Source organism: Euzebya rosea, assembly GCF_003073135.1.
Lineage (GTDB): Bacteria > Actinomycetota > Nitriliruptoria > Euzebyales > Euzebyaceae > Euzebya > Euzebya rosea.
Genome location: NZ_PGDQ01000016.1, coordinates 79,293 through 93,799 on the forward strand (window position 1 = coordinate 79,293; position 14,507 = coordinate 93,799).

Here is a 14,507-nt window from a genome sequence, read left to right on the forward strand (position 1 = left end):
GCAGCGGCCGCTCAGCCGGCTTCCGAGACGAACATCTTCGCGCGGTAGTACGCGAGCTCGTTGATCGACTCCCTGATGTCGGCCAGCGCCCGGTGGCCCCCGTCCTTGGCGGGGGCCGCTTCCACGATGTCGGGGTGCCAGCGGCGAGCGAGCTCCTTGAGGGTGGACACGTCGACGTTGCGATAGTGCAGGTGCCCTTCGAGGGAGGGCATGTACTTCTTGAGGAAGGCGCGGTCGGCGTGCACGGAGTTGCCCGCCAGCGGGGCGCTGCCCGAGGCGGGCACGTAGTGCTTGACGAAGCGCAGGACCTCCTGCTCGGCCTCCGCGACCGTCAGCTCGCTGGCCCGGATCTCGGCGGTGAGGCCGGACCGCTTGTGCATCTCCTTCACCCGTGGATGCATGCGGGCCAACGTGTCGTCGTCGGTATGGATGACGAGGTCGGGGCCCTCGTGGACCTCCTGCAGCTGCCCGTCGGTCACGATGGCAGCGATCTCGACGATGACCTCGCGGTCGGGGTCCAGGCCGGTCATCTCCAGGTCGACCCACACGAGGGGCCAGCTCAACGGTTCACTCACGTCCACACCTTCCTGTCGGCCCATGCGGTGACCGAACACCGGGGAGTCATCCCTCAGCCATCTCCGCGAGCTCCAGCCACCGCATCTCGGCCTCGTCGAGGCGGGTCATGACGGCGTTCAGCTCCTCCGACAGCGTCTGGGCACGCGCGTAGTCATCGGCGGCGTCGGCGAGCAGCTGGTGCAGCTCGTCGCGGCGCCTCTCCAGCCGGGGGATCTCCACGCCCAGCTGGCCGAACTCGCGCTTGTCGTTGTAGGTCAGCTTGGCCGGCCGGCTGCCGGTCTCCGCATCGCTCGAGCGGGCGTCGCGCTGGGCGGCGTCGTGGGCCGCTCGCTGGGCCTTGACCGCCGCGGCCTCGGCCTTCTGTGCCTCGCGGTAGGCCGTCCATCCGCCGGGCTGGTGTCGCAGGGTCCCGTCGGGTCTGATGGCGTAGAGGTCGTCGCACACCCGATCCAGGAAGTACCGGTCGTGGCTGGCGACCAACATCGCGCCGGGCCAGCTGTCGAGGTACTGCTCCAGCACCGTGAGGGTGTCGAGGTCCAGGTCGTTGGTCGGCTCGTCCAGGATCAGCAGGTTCGGCGCATCGGCCAGGACTCGCAGGAGCTCCAGGCGACGGCGTTCCCCGCCCGACAGCTCCTCGACGTAGGCTCGCTGGGCGGGCTTGGAGAACAGGAATCGCTCCAGCAGGTCACCGGCGCTGACGACCAGGCCGTCCACCGTGGACGCCTCCTCGGCGACCTCCTTGACCGCGTCGATCACGCGGGTGCGGGGCGGCATCGGCGTGGGGTCCTGGCCGTACCAGCCGATGTGCACCGTGTCCCCGATGCGCACCGAACCCTCGTCGGGCTCCAGCCGGCCGGCCAGCATGGCCAGCAGCGTGGACTTGCCCGAGCCGTTGGGCCCGACGAACCCCCAGCGGGCGTCCGGTGGGACCTTCAGGTCGACGTCGCGCAGGACGGTGCGGCCCTCGAAGGACTTGCCGGCGTTGTGGGCGTTGGTGACCTTCGAGCCGAGCCGCCGGGACGGCAGGTCGATGGACAGCTCACGCTCCTCGACCTTGACCGCGGCGGCGGCGACGAGGTCGGTGGCCTTGTCCACGCGGTGCTTGGCCTTGGAGGTCCGGGCCTTGGGGCCACGTCGCAGCCACTCGAGCTCGACCCGGGCCAAGTTGGACCGTTTCCGCGCCTCGGCCTGCTCCTGCTCCTGCCGGGCCGCACGGGCCTCGAGGTAGTCCGCGTAGGACCCGTGGTGGGTGAAGACCTGCCCCTCGGCCACCTCGATGATCCGGGTGGCCAGCCGGCCCAGGAGGTAGCGGTCGTGGGTGACGAACAGCAGGCTGCCGGACCGGGCGGTCAGCAACCCCTCGAGCCACTCGATCACGTCGGGGTCGAGGTGGTTGGTGGGCTCGTCGAGGACGAGCAGGTCGGGGTCGTCGGCCAGCACCTCGGCCAGGGCGACGCGGCGGCGCTGTCCACCGCTCAGCGTGCCGACGGGCTGGGTGATGCCGCCGAGTCCGAGGCGGTCCAGGTAGGCCTCGGCCTCCCTGGTGCCGCCCGCGGCCTCGACCGGGGTGAGGTCGGGCGTCAGGACGGGCTGCTGGTCGAGGTAGCGGACCCGAAGCCCGCCGCGGTGCACCACGCGCCCGGAGTCGGCCGGTTCCACCTTGGCGATGATCTTCAGCAACGTGGACTTGCCCGACCCGTTGATCCCGATGACGCCGCAGCGGTCCCCGTCGTCGATGCCGACGTTGATGCCGTCCAGCGGGCGCTTCTCGGCGTAGGCCTTGGTGACCGCCTCGAGGCTGACGATGTTGGTTGCCATCAGGCGCGAGGCAGGAAGCCGACCCGGTCCCGGACGGTGGCCATGGTGGTCTCGGCGATCGCGCGGGCGCGGTCGGCCCCGATGGCCAGCAGCCGGTCGATCTCGGCGGGGTCCCTGGACAGCTCGGCGTGGCGTTCACGGGCGGGCCGGAGGAACTCGTTGACACCCTCGGCAACGGCCTTCTTGAAGTCGCCGTACATCTTGCCCTCGAACTCGGCCTCGAGGTCGGGGATGTCGCGCCCCGTCACCGCCGACAGCAGGTCGAGGAGGTTGGTCACCCCGGGCTTGTCCTCGCCCGCACGTACCTCCGACCCCGAGTCGGTGACGGCACGCATGATCTTCTTGGCGGTCGCCTTCTCGGTCTCGTCCAGCATGATCGTGCCGGCGTCGGACTCCGCGGACTTCGACATCTTGTTCGTGGGCTGCTGGAGGTCCATCACTCGCGCGCCCGCCTTCGGCATGGTCGCCTTCGGCAGGGTGAAGGTCTCCCCGAAGCGCCCGTTGAAGCGCTGCGCGACGTCGCGGGTCAGCTCGATGTGCTGGCGCTGGTCCTCGCCCACCGGCACCTGGTCGGCCTGGTACAGCAGGATGTCGGCGGCCTGCAGGACGGGGTAGGTGAACAGCCCCGCGCTGACCGACTCCTTGCCGGCCGACTTCTCCTTGAACTGCACCATCCGGTTGAGCTCGCCCATCTGGGTGCTGCACGACAGGACCCAGGCCAGCTCGCTGTGCTCGCGGACGTGGGACTGCACGAAGAGCGTCGCCACCTCGGGATCCAGGCCCGCCGCGAGGATCCAGGCGGCCAGGTCGCGGCTCTTGGTCCGCAGGACCTCGGGGTCCTTGGGGATGGTGATGGCGTGGAGGTCGACGATGCAGAAGACGTGTCCGTCCTCCTGGTCGGCCGCCCAACGGCTGATTGCCCCGATCCAGTTGCCGAGATGGACATCGCCGGTGGGCTGGATTCCCGAGAACACGCGGGGCACGGTCTGGCTCCTTGCTGGTGGTGAAAGGGCTGGCAGCGTTCGTGCTGCGGCCGCCGATGGTAAGGGGTCGCCCGCGGGTAGGCTGCCGCAGCGGTGGAAGGAGACGTCGGCCCCTGGGGTGTCGTGGCCTCGCTGGTCCTCGTGGCCGTGGCGGCCGCGGCGTCGTGGCGCTTCCGGCTGGGCCTGGTCCGGCCCCTGCTGGAGTCCGCCGTCCTGGCCTGCGTGCAGCTGCTCGTCGTCGGTGCCGCGCTGCTCCTCGTCATCCGGCCCGAGCAGCCCCTGTGGTGGTCGTGGCTGTGGGTGGCCGCGATGATCGCCTACGCCGCGTGGACCGTGCGCCAGCGGGTGCCGACCGCGCCCGCCGTGCTGTCGGCGGCGTTGGTGTCCTTCGGCGTGACCGCGCTGGTGGCCCTCGTGGTGCTGTTCGGCCTGCAGGTGTTCCCGGTCGAGGGGCGCACCGTGGTGCCCCTCGCCGGCATGGCGGTCGGCAACTCGATGACCGCCGCGGTCGTCGCCGCCCGCACCCTGGTGGACCGCTTCAGCGACCAGCGCGGCCAGGTCGAGGCGTCGCTGGCGCTGGGGATGACACCCCCGCAGGCGGTGCTGCCGCTGGTCCGCACCGTCCTCCGTGACGCCCTGTCGCCCCAGGTCGAACGCACCCGCACCGTCGGGCTGGTGTTCCTGCCGGGCGCGATGGTCGGCCTGATCCTGGCCGGGGTGGACCCGCTGGACGCCGTCCTCGTCCAGGTCGTCGTGATGTACCTCGTCCTCGGTGCCGTCGCGGCCAGCGCCACCACGATCACGCTCGTGCTCTCGCGTCGGCTCTTCACCCCTGACTGGCGACCCCGTGTGCTTTCCTGACCACGAGGGGTAGTCACTTCGGACCACGAGGAATGGCTCGATCTGGCGATGTCGGGGTCAGATGTGCGTACGTACGCTCAAGGCGCCCCCTCCCCGACCCGATCGGCATCCCATGAGCCGTCTGCGCATCCTCGTCGTCTCCGTCGTCTCCGTCGCCATGCTGGCGACCTCCGTCGGACCCGCCGCCGCGATCGGCCTGGGCGTCAGCATCACGCTGCCGGGCATCGACCTGTCCGTCGGCGTCGACGGCCTGGACATCGAGCTGGGGCTGGACCTGTCCGCGGAGCAGCTGGCCTGGGGTGGCAGCGGCCCGACGGCGACCATGGCCCACGTGGCCGAGGCGATCGGCGCGGACGACCTGCACGCGGACGGCATCACGGGGGCCGGGGTCGGCATCGCGATCATCGACACCGGCGTCGCCGACGTGGCGGGCCTGGAGGACACCCTCCGAGGCCCCGACCTGTCGCTGGACGCCCCGGTCGAGGGGCACTACGGCGTCGACGACTACGGCCACGGCACCCACCTGGCCGGCCTGATCGCCTCGGACCGTCCGGACGCCCGCGGCATCGCCCCGGACGCCACGCTGGTCTCGCTCAAGGTCGGGGCCGGCAACGGTGCGGTCGACGTCTCCCAGACCCTCGCGGCCATCGACTGGGTCGTGCAGCACCGCGACGACCACGACATCCGGGTCCTGGTCCTGGCCTACGGCACCGACGGTACGCAGGACCCGCAGCTGGACCCGCTGTCCCACGCCGTCGAGGTCGCCTGGGACCACGGCATCGCGGTCGTGGTCGCGGTCGGCAACCACGGCGAGTCCCGCGACCCGGTGGTCAACCCGGCGACCAACCCCAACGTCATCGCCGTCGGCGCCGTCGACACCCGGGCCACGAGCACGACGCTGGACGACCGCATCCCGGCGTTCTCCGCGCCCGGCACCCCCGAGCGCCGCCCGGATGTCTTCGCACCCGGTGTGGGCATCGAATCCCTTCGCGCGGCCGGCGGCTACCTCGACCAGACCTACCCCGCTGCACGACGTGACGGCCAGCTCTTCCGCGGCAACGGCAGCTCCCAGGCCGCGGCGATCGTCGGTGGGGCGGCGGCGCTGCTGCTGCAGGCCCGGCCCGACCTGTCCCCCGACGACGTCAAGGCCGTGCTGTCCAGGAGCGCCACCCGGCTCGACAACCTCCTGACCGGTCAGGGCGTGATCGACCTCCCCAGCGCCCTGGCCACCCCCGCGGTGCTGACCGACCAGGACCACCCCGCCTCGACCGGTACCGGGTCCCTGGAGGCTGCCCGCGGCAGCACCCACCTCGGGGAGGCCGACGACCTGCTGGCAGGCGAGGTCGACGTGTTCGGCCAGCCGTTCGACAGCGCAGCATGGGCGCAGTCCGCCACCGCCGGCACGAGCTGGCAGGACGGGGTCTGGAACGGCACCCGCTGGGTCGGCAACGACTGGGTGGACGGCCGCCTGGCCGCGGTCCCGTGGGACGCGTCCACCTGGAACGGCTGGAGCTGGCACGGGTGGTCGTGGCACGGCTGGTCGTGGCACGGGTGGTCGTGGCACGGCTGGTCGTGGCACGCCCAGGGCTGGGAATGACCGTGACGGCAGCTGCCGGCTCCACCACCCCCGGCGCCGCCCGCCGGATCTGGCTGGGCTCCGCCCTCCTCGCCGCCCCCCTGCTGGCCGTCACCGCGTCGTGGGGACCGTTCACCGCGTCCTCGACCCAGCTGTGGCAGGCGGCCGTGGTCACCGCCGTCGTCGCCATCTGCGAACGGTGGGTCTCCATCACCGTCCGCACCGGGACGCAGAGCCACTCCCTGACGCTCAGCGAGGCCCCGCTGCTGATCGGCCTGTTCCTGCTGCCGGTTCCCCTCCTCGTCGGTGCCCGCGTCGTCGGCATGGTCCTGGCCAACCAGGTCCTGCGACGACAGCAGGGCTACAAGACCGCCCTCAACGTCACGCAGACCTGGACCGAGACGCTGGTCGCGGCCGGCCTGTTCGGTGCGGTCGCCGGGCTCGGCCTCGCCGTCCACGTCGAGCTGCTGGTCGTGGCCGGCATCGTGGGCGTCGTCGTCAACACCATCGGCGTGGTGTTCATGACGGTCGCGGTGTCCAGCATCGCGGGCCACCTCGTGCTCGGGCCGGCCAGGCGGGCGGTCTGGACCGGCCTCGTCCCGTCGATCACGTCGGCGCTGGTGGGCGCCACCGCCGTGGCCCTGTGGGCCGTGTCCCCCGTGCTGGTGCTGGTGCCGGCCGTCCTGTCGGTCTTGCTCACGGTCGCCTACCGGTCCTGGCTGGAGCTCGTGGACGCGAACGACGCGCACGCCCGCCTGCTGGACTTCACCAAGGCGGTCGCCGCAGCGGGTGACCTCGACGCCACGATCGAGGCCATCGTGCGCGAGGCGCACAGCCTGCTGTCGCCTCGCCGTGTGGCGGTCCGGTTGCCGACCTCGACCGGCGAAGCCAGCGCCTGGGTGGGCGTGGACCCCGACACCGCGGTCGAGCTCGACCAGCTCCTGCAGGACCACCACGACACCTCGGGTCCCGGCGCGACGACCGGGCCGCCGGCGGACGAGGAGACGCTCTTCGTCCCCCTCGACACCGGCTGGCTCGCCGTGTCCCTGGAGCGCGACAGCATCCGTCCCCACGACCGACGGACCGTCGGCATGCTCGCCGCGCACGCCGGCGTGGTCGTGCAGAACATCCGGTCGGCGGACTCGCTGCGGGACCAAGCCGACGAGGCACGGCATCGCGCCACCCACGACGTGCTCACGGGCCTCCCCAACCGCCAGTCGTTGCTGACCGCGATCGTCGAGGCGGAGCTCGTCGGTCGGGCGTTCGGTCTGCTGCTGCTGGACCTCAACGACTTCAGGAAGGTCAACGACGCCCTCGGGCACCACGCCGGCGACCAGGTCCTGGTCGAGCTGACCCGGCGGGTCACGCCCATCCTCGACGACGTGCGGATGTTCGCGCGGATCGGCGGCGACGAGTTCGCTGCCGTCGTGGAGGGTGATGTCAGCCGGTGCACGCTCGTCGCCGAACGGCTGCACCTGCTGATCGGCCGGACCATGACCGTCGACGGCTACGACGTGGCCACCAGCGCCAGCATCGGGGTGGCCCTCGCGCCGGAGCACGGGTCGGACCCCTCGACGTTGCTCAAGCACGCCGACCTCGCCATGTACGGGGCCAAGCGGCGGGGCTGCGGCACCCAGGTCTACGGAACGGAGGCCGGCGGCCGTGCGCTGCGCGACCTCGAGATCAGCAGCGGCTTCCGCATGGCGCTGGACCGAGGGGAGATCGGCGTGGTCTTCCAGCCGATCATCGACCTCGACTCCGGCCGGGTCGCTGCCGTCGAGGCGTTGACCCGCTGGACGCACCCGGCGCTCGGGGTCATCCGTCCCGACGAGTTCATCGCTGCCGCAGAGCAGAACGGCATGGTGACGGAGCTGACCCGCCACGTCCTGCACGCCTCGTTGCAGTGGCAGCGGTTGTGGGCCGCTGCGGGGGTCGACCTGCAGGTCGCGGTCAACATCAGCGCCCGGTCGCTCGTCGACGACCAGCTGGCGGCGATGGTGGCCAACGCCCTTTCCCGCCACCGTGTCCCCGCGGACCGGCTGACCCTCGAGCTGACCGAGTCCAGCGTCGTCAGCGATCCGACGATCACGATCGCAACCCTCCGCGGGCTGCGGGCGCTGGGTGTCCGGCTGGCCGTCGACGACTTCGGCACCGGGTACTCCTCGCTGTCCTACCTGCGCGAGCTGCCCGTCGACGAAATCAAGATCGACAAGTCCTTCGTGATCCCGCTGGCCGACGAGGTCGACACCCCGCCGCTGCTGTCGGGGATCATCAACCTGTGCCGCGAGATGGGCTTCGAGCTCGTGGGCGAGGGCATCGAGAACGCCGAGGTCCAGGGCAAGCTGACCAACCTGGGCTGCTCACGCGGGCAGGGCTTCCACATCGCCCGCCCGATGGACGGCGCAGACCTCCTGGAGTGGCAGGCCAGCTGGCGCGCCCGGCAGACCATCGACCTCACCGTCTGAGCCCGGCCCGCGTGCAGATGCGTAGGTGCCGCACGAGCCGAAATGACCAGGCGACACCATCCATCGGGATGGTTTCGCCTCCCGCCACGGCGCACGCGCTCAAGGGCCGCCGGCGGGCCCCCGACACCCATGGCGATGCTCACCTTCAGTAACATCCGCCTCGCCCGCCTGCTCCTCGTCCTGCTCGTCACCAGCGTGCTCGGGACCCTCCCCACCTCGGCCCACGCCGAGGACCTGCCCGCGCTGCCCAGCGCGGAGGAGACCGTGGCGTGGGAAGCGGAGGGCACGACCGCGACCCTCGGTCACGTCGCCGAAGCCGTCAGGGCGGACCGGATGCACGAACGGGGCCTGACCGGTGCGGGGATCGGCGTCGCGCTGATCGACACCGGCGTGGCGCCGGTCGTCGGCCTTGCCGACGTGGTGCACGGCCCCGACATCTCGCTGGACTCCCAGGCCGAGCAGGCCCAGCACTACGACGTGTACGGCCACGGCACCCACCTGGCGGGCATCATCACGTCCGACCGCGAGGACGCACCCGGCCTCGCCCCCGGCGCCACGCTCGTCTCGGTGAAGGTCGGCGCATACAACGGCGCGGTCGACGTGTCGCAGGTCATCGCCGGCATCGACTGGGTGGTGCAGCACAGGGAGGAGCACAACATCCGCGTCCTCGTGCTGGCCTACGGCACGGACTCGACGCAGGACCCCGCGATCGACCCGTTGTCCCACGCCGTGGAGACCGCGTGGCACAACGGCATCACGGTCGTCACGGCAGCCGGCAACGACGGACAGCTCCGTGACTCCTTGGTGAACCCCGCGACCAACCCGTGGGTCATCGCCGTCGGTGCGGTGGACACCCAGGGCACGCGACGTGTCTCCGACGACACGATCGCCACCTTCTCCTCCCCCGGGACCGCCACCCGCCGTCCCGACGTGCTGGCGCCGGGCGTCGGAATGGTCTCGGCCCGCGTCCCCGGCGGATACCTGGACACCGCGTTCCCGCAGGCCCAGCGACCGGGTGACCTGTTTCGCGGCAACGGCACCTCGCAGGCGGCCGCCGTCGTCGGCGCCGGCGTGGCGCTCCTGCTGGAGGACGACCCGACGTTGACCCCCGACGACATCAAGGCGCGGATCATCGCCGGCAGCAAGCCCCTGCGCCAGGAGGGGTACGAGGAGACCTGGCAGATGATGAACCTCACCCAGATCCGTACGTCGGATGCCACGGGCGACCAGGCCCATCAGGTGAGCACGGGCGTCGGCTCCCTGGAGGCTGCCCGCGGGTCCTACCACCTGACGGGCGACACCCCACTGGTGGGCGAGCAGGACATCTTCGGGATGCCGTTCGACAGCGCGACGTGGGCTGCGGGGGCCACCGCGATGGCCTCGTGGGACGGCGGGACATGGAACGGCACCGAGTGGACCGGCTGGGGCTGGGACGGCTGGGGCTGGGACACCGTGGAGTGGACCGGCACGACGTGGGACGGCTGGGGCTGGGACGGCTGGGGCTGGGACGGCTGGGGCTGGGACGGCTGGGGCTGGGACGGCTGGGGCTGGGACGGCTGGGGTTGGGACGGCTGGGGCTGGGACGGTTGGGGCTGGGACGGCACCCAATGGGACTGAGTCGCTGATCGTCCTCACCGACGGTTCGCTCAACTCACTCGGAGCTTCGCCGATCGAGAGGGGGACGGGGGTCAACCCTTCTCTCGGATCGAAACGCACCATGCCGCAGGTCACCACATCCAACGGACCGCCCCTCGGGGCGGTTCGTCGCGTGTGGTTGCTCACCGCCCTCGTCGCCCTTGTCAGCGCGGCGGGCACGCTCCTGCTGCCGACCCCCCAGGTCGCCACCAGCGACCTGGTACGGGCGACGATGCTGATGGCGCTGGTCGCCGTCACGGAACGGTGGTCGATACGGGCACGACTCGGCCAGGTCTCCCACCGGTTGACGCTGTCGGAGGTCCCGTTGGTCCTCGGCGCCTTCTTCGTGGCCCCGATGCTGCTGGTCGGCGCGCGCCTCCTCGGCGGCTTCATCGGCCTCCAGGTGCTCAGGCGGCAGGAGCCGTACAAGACGGCGTACAACGTGGCGTACCTGTGGATCGAGACGCTCGTGGTCCTCGTGGTCGTCGACCTGCTCGACCCCACGTCCCTCGTCGGCGGTCCGCGGGGATCGCTGGCCATCCTGGCGATCGCCCTGTCGGTGGCCACGACCGGGGCGGTCGCGAAGGTCGGCGCCATCTCCGCCATGCAGGGACGCCTCGCCCGTGGCCTGGCCCTCCCGGGACTTCGCGACGGCATCGGCCCGTCGTTGGCCACCGCCGCGGCAACCACCATCGGGGTCGTGCTGTTCCGGACCGAGCCGACGCTGCTGTGGGCCCCGGCCGTCGTCCTCGGGGTCCTGCTGCTGGCCTACCGCTCGCACGTCAGGCTCGTCGAGGCCCAGGACCTGCAGTCCAGCCTCATCGCCATCACGCAGGGCATCACCGGGGAGGCCACACCCGACGAGACCGCCATGCTCATGGCGACCGCAACCCGGCGCATCCTCGACGCACCGATCGCCGCCATCAGCCTGGCGGACCCCGAGACGGGCAGGCGCACCTGGTACGGCGCCGACGCCGACAGCTGGACGAAGCTGGAGGAGGCCCGCCTCGCCGCAACCCGCACGCAGGAAACGGCCGCCCGCCATGCGCCCGGCGGCACGATCGCCGCCCCGGTGGACGCCGCGACCGACTCCTGGCTGGTTGTCGGCTACAGCCGCACGTCGGCCACGGGCGAAGCGGACCGCCAGACCGTCGGCATGCTCGCCAACCACGCCGCCGTGGCGCTGGCCAACGCCCACCGCGGGGCAGCCCTGCGAGCGCAGGCCGAGCAAGCAACCTTCGAGGCCACCCACGATCCGCTGACGGGGCTGGCGAACCGGGCAGCCCTGCTCGTCGCCATCGACACCGCCCTTGCCGAGGACACCGCGTTCGCCGTCCTCCTCATCGACCTCGACAACTTCAAGGAGATCAACGACGCCCTCGGCCACGCCGCCGGGGACACCGCCCTGGAAGCCATCGGGCAGCGCATGACGTCCTTCGTCGACGAGGCCCGACTGGTCTGCCGTCTCGGCGGCGACGAGTTCGCGGTCGTCCTCGACGGCGGTGAGGTGAGCGCCCGAGACCTGGCCGGCCGCATCCGCGACGCGATCGGCGAGCCGGTGCAGCTGGGCTCCTACACCCTGCAGGTCGGCTGCAGCGTCGGCATCTCCACCTATCCGCACCTCGGCCGTGACGCCGACGAGCTGATGACCCATGCCGACCTCGCCATGTACGAGGCGAAGGCACGTGGCGGAGGGGTCGCGACGTTCGGTGCCGCAGCCGGTGGCCGCGCGATGCGTCAGCTCGCCATCAGCTCCGGCTTCAGGTCCGCCCTGGGCAACGGCGACATCAACCTGGTCTTCCAGCCGCTCGTCGACCTCCAGACCACCCGCGTGGTCAGCATGGAGGCGCTGTCCCGGTGGACCCACCCGACCCTCGGACCGGTCAACCCCGAGGAGTTCGTCCGCGTGGCCGAGCAGTCCGGCCTGATCACCGACCTGACCCATCGTGTGCTCGACTCCGCCCTGTCGTGGCACCGCCGGTGGCTCGACGAGGGCGAGGACCTGCCCGTCTCGGTGAACGTCAGCGCGACGTCACTGCTGGACACCGGCCTGCCCCGCCTCGTCGCCACCACGCTGGACGCCCACGGCGTGCGTGCCGACCGGCTGACCCTCGAGCTGACCGAGTCCAGCGTGATCGGGGACCCCCAGCGCACGCTGGAGGTCCTGGCCCGCCTGCAGCGGCTGGGCGTGCGCACCGCGATCGACGACTTCGGGACCGGGTACTCCTCCCTGGCCTACCTGGCGCAGCTGCCCGTGGACGAGGTCAAGATCGACAAGTCCTTCGTCCTCCCCATGCTGGACGGGACCGGATCGTTGCCGCTGGTCGCCGGGATCATCCGCCTGTGCACCGAGATGGGCTTCGACATCGTCGCGGAGGGCATCGAGACCGACGAGATCCAGACGACCCTTCGCGACATGGGCTGCACCCGAGGACAGGGGTTCGGCATCGCCCGACCGATGGACCCCGACTCGGTCGTCCAGTGGGTGCGGCGGCACCACGGCCCCCGCACCCTCCACGTCGTCACGGACCCCGCTCGGCGAGGTCCGGACGTCAGCGGCTCCTGGCGGCCTGCTGCAGGGCGTTGACGATGTCGGGGTTGGCGAGGGTGGTGGCGTCGCCGAGGTCGGTGCCCTCGGAGATCTGCTTGAGGAGGCGTCGCATGATCTTGCCGGATCGGGTCTTGGGCAGGTCCGGGGTGAAGTAGATCTCCGCAGGTCGCGCGATCTTGCCGATGACCTCGGCCACGTGCGCCTTCAGCTCGGCCTCGAGGTCCTCGGAGGGTTCGTGGGTGCCGCGGAGCGTGACGAACGCGCTGATGGCCTGGCCGGTCAGGTCGTCGGCCCGGCCGACGACGGCGGCCTCTGCCACGGACGGATGGTCGACCAGCGCGGACTCGACCTCGGTCGTGGACAGCCGGTGGCCGGAGATGTTCATCACGTCGTCGACGCGGCCGAGCAGCCAGATGTTGCCGTCCTCGTCCTTCTTGGCGCCGTCGCCGGCGAAGTAGGTGTCGGGCCCGAACCGTGACCAGTAGGTGTCGCGGTAGCGCTGGTCGTCACCCCAGATGGTCCGAAGCATCGAGGGCCAAGGCTTGGCGATGACGAGGTAGCCGCCCTCGCCGTTGCCGACCTCCGTGCCGTCGATGTCGACGACCCGGGCGTCGATGCCGGGGAAGGCGGTCATGGCCGATCCGGGCCTGGCGTGGGTGATGCCGGGCAGCGGCGTGATCATGTGGCCACCCGTTTCGGTCTGCCACCAGGTGTCCACGATCGGCGCCTGCTCGCCGCCGATGTGGCGGTGGTACCACATCCATGCCTCGGGGTTGATCGGCTCGCCCACGGTGCCAAGCACCCGCAGGGAGCTCAGGTCGTGGCGCTCTGGATACTCCGTGCCCCACTTCATGAACGCCCGGATGGCGGTCGGTGCCGTGTAGAGGATCGACACGTCGTAGCGGTCGACGATCTCCCAGAACCGGTCCTTGTCGGGGAAGTCGGGCGTGCCCTCGTACATCACCGACGTCGCCCCGTTGGCCAGCGGTGCGTACACGATGTAGCTGTGCCCGGTGACCCAGCCGATGTCGGCGGCGCACCAGTAGACGTCGGTGTCGGGCTTGAGGTCGAACGTCAGCCGATGGGTGGCGGTGGTCTGGGTCAGGTAGCCGCCGGTGGTGTGCACGATCCCCTTCGGCTTCCCGGTCGTGCCGGAGGTGTAGAGGATGTACAGGACGTCCTCGGCGTCCATCGGTTCGGCCGGGCAGTCCGCCGACATGCCCTCCATCTCGTCGTGCCACCACACGTCACGGCCATCGACCATGTCCACGTCGGTGCCGGTCCGGTTGACCACGATGACCGTCTCCACCCGGTCGGACTCGGCCCGCTCGATGCCGGCGTCCACCGCCTCCTTCAGCCCGATGGTGTTGCCCCGCCGGTTGGCCCCGTCGGCGGTGATGACCAGCCGGGCATCGGCGTCGTCGATCCGGTCGGCCAGCGCCTGGGAGGAGAACCCGGCGAAGACGACCGAGTGGATCGCACCGATCCGGGCGCACGCGAGCATCGCCACGGGAAGCTCGGGGATCATCGGCAGGTAGATCGCCACCCGGTCGCCCTTGCCGACCCCCTTCGCCTTCAGCACGTTGGCGAACCGGCACACGTCCTCGTGCAGCTCCGCGTAGGTGATCGTGCGACGTTCGTCGACCGGTTCGCCCTCCCAGTGGTAGGCGACCCGGTCACCCCGACCTGCCTCGATGTGCCGGTCCAGGCAGTTGTCGGCGATGTTGAGCGTGCCGCCCACGAACCACTTGGCGTGCGGCGGGTCCCACTCCAGCACCCGCTCCCACGGCGTGGACCACCGCAGCTGCTCGGCCTGCGAGGCCCACCATCCCTCCGGATCCTTCGCGGCCTGCTCGTACACCCCGGCGTCGGAGACGTTGGCCTGCGCGACGAACGCCTCCGGTGGCGGGAAGGCACGGCCTTCGTGGTACAGGTTCTCGAGGCTGGACTCGCTCATCGCTCAATGCCCTTCTGTCGGCTCGGCGCAGTGGAAACGGCGTACCGGCAGGTCTAGCGCCAACAGGGTGTCCCTGTCGAGCCAT

The 14,507-nt window shown here is 71.1% G+C and carries 9 protein-coding genes; 5 read left to right on the top strand and 4 right to left on the bottom strand.

What is annotated here, in order from left to right; translation table 11 throughout:
- Positions 1-11: 11 nt before the first annotated feature.
- Genes orn through trpS form a run of 3 tightly spaced genes read right to left on the bottom strand, consistent with a single transcriptional unit; the run spans position 12 to position 3,377 of the window.
- Positions 12-575, bottom strand: coding sequence for an oligoribonuclease (gene orn / locus CUC05_RS19630; protein WP_240606290.1), 564 nt, complete (start codon positions 573-575; stop codon positions 12-14).
- A 46-nt stretch (positions 576-621) separates the two neighbouring features.
- Positions 622-2,394: an ABC-F family ATP-binding cassette domain-containing protein gene (locus tag CUC05_RS19635; protein WP_108667834.1), complete on the bottom strand. Its 1,773-nt coding sequence runs from the start codon at positions 2,392-2,394 to the stop codon at positions 622-624.
- A complete protein-coding gene (gene trpS / locus CUC05_RS19640; RefSeq protein WP_205712443.1) occupies positions 2,394-3,377 on the bottom strand; it encodes a tryptophan--tRNA ligase in 984 nt (327 codons plus the stop codon). The genes CUC05_RS19635 and trpS overlap by 1 nt, the downstream gene beginning before the upstream one ends.
- A gap of 93 nt (positions 3,378-3,470) precedes the next feature.
- Here trpS and CUC05_RS19645 point away from each other — a divergent pair, with 93 nt between their 5' ends.
- The 5 genes from CUC05_RS19645 (at position 3,471) to CUC05_RS19665 (ending at position 12,501) form a co-directional block, all read left to right on the top strand.
- Entirely contained in the window at positions 3,471-4,238 is a 768-nt protein-coding gene (locus CUC05_RS19645; protein WP_108667876.1) for an ABC transporter permease, read from the top strand.
- 112 nt (positions 4,239-4,350) lie between these two features.
- A complete protein-coding gene (locus CUC05_RS19650) occupies positions 4,351-5,835 on the top strand; it encodes a S8 family serine peptidase (RefSeq protein WP_157965792.1) in 1,485 nt (494 codons plus the stop codon).
- Entirely contained in the window at positions 5,721-8,279 is a 2,559-nt protein-coding gene (locus CUC05_RS19655) for a putative bifunctional diguanylate cyclase/phosphodiesterase (RefSeq protein ID WP_108667836.1), read from the top strand. The genes CUC05_RS19650 and CUC05_RS19655 overlap by 115 nt, the downstream gene beginning before the upstream one ends.
- Before the next feature lie 135 nt (positions 8,280-8,414).
- A complete protein-coding gene (locus CUC05_RS25440; RefSeq protein WP_205712444.1) occupies positions 8,415-9,896 on the top strand; it encodes a S8 family serine peptidase in 1,482 nt (493 codons plus the stop codon).
- A gap of 100 nt (positions 9,897-9,996) precedes the next feature.
- Entirely contained in the window at positions 9,997-12,501 is a 2,505-nt protein-coding gene (locus CUC05_RS19665; protein WP_108667838.1) for a putative bifunctional diguanylate cyclase/phosphodiesterase, read from the top strand.
- Here the strand turns inward: CUC05_RS19665 and acs are convergent.
- The gene (acs, locus tag CUC05_RS19670) at positions 12,467-14,422 is read right to left on the bottom strand and encodes an acetate--CoA ligase (RefSeq protein ID WP_108667839.1); all 1,956 of its coding nucleotides are present in this window, start codon (positions 14,420-14,422) and stop codon (positions 12,467-12,469) included. The genes CUC05_RS19665 and acs overlap by 35 nt on opposite strands.
- Positions 14,423-14,507 lie beyond the last annotated feature (85 nt).